The organism is Kamptonema animale CS-326 (genome assembly GCF_028330895.1).
GTDB classification, from domain to species: Bacteria; Cyanobacteriota; Cyanobacteriia; order Cyanobacteriales; family Microcoleaceae; genus Kamptonema; species Kamptonema formosum.
The window spans coordinates 1-2950 of the sequence record NZ_JAQMUA010000002.1 but is presented as its reverse complement, the minus strand read 5'-3'; the positions used below and the strand labels follow the sequence as shown (position 1 = coordinate 2950).

At 39.3% G+C, this 2950-nt stretch carries 2 protein-coding genes; both read left to right on the top strand.

The genetic code is table 11. From position 1 onward, the window contains the following. Positions 1 to 469 (top strand): sensor histidine kinase (locus PN499_RS00050; RefSeq protein ID WP_272029546.1); only part of this gene is annotated, 469 nt, incomplete at its 5' end. 57 nt (positions 470 to 526) lie between these two features. Then, a partial coding sequence (locus PN499_RS00045) for an ATP-binding protein (RefSeq protein ID WP_272029545.1) occupies positions 527 to 2950 on the top strand: 2424 nt, incomplete at its 3' end.

The window sequence follows — 2950 nt, the reverse complement described above, 5'->3', positions numbered from 1 at the left end:
CGACAGCACGATCTTAATCCTCAAATATCGATTGAAAGCGAACGATGAGCGACCCGCTATCGAAGTAGTCAAAGACTATGGGAATATTCCGGCGATCGAATGTTTTCCTGGACAGCTTAACCAGGTGTTTATTAACATTCTTGCCAATGCGATCGATGCCTTAGAAGAATCAAATATTGGGCGGAATTATGCAGAAATTAAGGCTAATCCCAATCGCATTACCATTCAAACTACCTTAGTAGATAACCAGGTGAAGATTAGTATTGCTGATAACGGTTATGGGATGAATGGATCAGTTAAATCAAAGATATTTGACCATTTATTTACCACGAAAGCTGTTGGTAAAGGGACGGGATTAGGATTAGCGATCGCTCGTCAAATAATTGAAGAAAAACATGGGGGAAAAATTACAGTTGATTCTGTACCTAGTGAGGGTACTGTGTTTACGATCACTATCTCTGCTAAATAGTAGAATAAAATAGAAGATTATCAGTCAACTTTTGTTTAAAGAGAGAATGAAAGAATTATGAACGCGCACCCACATTTATCAGGCTATCAAATAACAGAAGAACTCTACATAGGTACGCGTACCCTCGTCTATCGAGGCATCCGTATTCGTGACCAGCAGCCAGTAGTTATCAAATTACTACGAAACGAATATCCTAATTTCAACGAACTCATCCAATTTCGCAATCAATATACCATTACCAAAAATCTCGACTTTCCCAGTATTGTTAAACCTCTGGCTCTGGAAGCGTACCACAATAGCTATGCCTTACTTATGGATGACTTTGGTGGAGTCTCCCTGTCTTCTTATCTCCAGATGGCAACAAATGAAACCCAACCATCTCAATCTTTACCTTTAGCAGAATTTCTTCAACTCGCTATACAACTGACATATATTCTTAACTATCTCTATCAAAATCGTGTCATTCACAAAGATATTAAACCCGCCAATATTCTTATTAATCCCAAAACAAAAGAACTTAAACTGATTGACTTTAGTATTTCTTCCCTACTGCCAAGGGAAACCCAAGAAATTCAGAATCCCAATGTCTTAGAAGGAACCTTAGCCTACCTATCTCCCGAACAAACCGGGAGAATGAATCGAGGCATTGACTATCGGAGTGACTTTTATTCCCTGGGTGTAAGTTTTTATGAATTATTGACAGGAAAATTACCATTTGTCTCAGAAGATTCGATGGAATTGGTGCATTGTCATCTTGCCAAGGAGCCGCTCCCAATTCATCAAATTCAGCCACAAATCCCTCTAGTTTTATCAGAAATTATCAGTAAGCTGATGGCGAAAAATGCCGAAGATCGCTATCAAAGTGCATTAGGATTAAAACACGATCTAGAGATTTGTTTGTCTCAATTAAAAGACACAGGTAAAATCACATACTTTGAACTAGGCAAACGAGATATTAGCGATCGCTTCCTCATCCCCGAAAAACTCTATGGCAGAGAAAACGAAGTAAATCAACTATTAGCCGCCTTTGAAAGAGTCAGCACAGGTAACACCGAAATCATGCTAGTGGCGGGATTTTCTGGAATTGGAAAAACCGCCGTAGTGAATGAAGTCCATAAACCCATTGTACGGCAACGGGGTTATTTTATTAAAGGTAAATATGACCAATTTAATCGCAACATTCCCTTTTCAGCATTTGTGCAAGCATTTCGAGATTTAATGGGGCAATTATTATCAGAATCAGATGAGCAACTACAAACCTGGAAAGCCCAAATTCTCGCAGCAGTGGGAGAAAGCGGACAAGTATTAATTGACGTAATTCCTGAATTGGAAAACATCATTGGTAAACAACCACCAGCGACAGAATTATCAGGCAATGCTGCTCAAAATCGGTTTAATTTACTATTTCAAAAGTTTCTGCAAGTCTTCACCAGTAAAGAGCATCCCTTAGTGATGTTTTTAGATGACTTGCAATGGTCAGATTCCGCTTCCTTGAACTTGCTGAAATTATTGATGCAAGATACAGGATATCTCTTAATATTAGGAGCTTATCGGGATAATGAAGTTTCTCCCGTCCATTCCTTCAGTTTAACAGTAAATGAAATTGCCAAAACTGGGGCGGCAGTGAAGACAATTACTTTGCCACCACTCGGCCAATCTGAGGTGAATCAGTTAGTGGCAGATACACTGAATTGCGAATTATCTATTGCCCAACTTTTAAGCAAATTAGTCTATCAAAAAACCCAAGGAAATCCTTTTTTTGCGACGCAATTTCTCAAAGCTTTACACGATGATAAGTTAATAAGTTTTGATTGGGAAATTCAGCATTGGCAGTGCGATCTTGCCAAGGTCAGAGCTTTAGCTATCACCGATGATGTGGTAGAGTTTATAGCACTGCAATTGCAAAAATTGCCGATCGCAACTCAGTCTGGCTTGAAGTTGGCAGCTTGTATTGGAGCACAGTTTGATTTAGCTACTTTGGCGATCGTTTCAGAAAAATCACTTGAAGAAACGGCGGCAGATTTGTGGAAAGCGTTACAAGAAGGCTTGGTCATCCCTATCACCGAAGTCTACAAATTCTTCACCCAAACTGGGAATATCGCTACTCTTAACCCAACTACTGCTAATGCAAATTATAAATTCCTGCACGATCGCGTTCAGCAAGCTGCCTATTCCCTGATTCCAGATTCACAGAAAAAAGCAACTCATCTCAAAATCGGACAATTACTTCAACAAAATTCCTCAGAAATAAAACAAGAGGAAAAATTGTTTGATATTGTCGGACATTTGAATCGAGGAATTGAGTTAATTACTCAAGCCGAGAAACGACAAGCCTTAGCTCAACTTAATTTAAAAGCAGGACAGAAAGCCAGAAATTCTACAGCTTATGCTGCGGCAAGAGTTTATCTGCAAACGGGCATTGGGCTACTAGAGATAAATTGTTGGCAAAGTCAGTATGAATTGACCCTAAAACTCTATGTT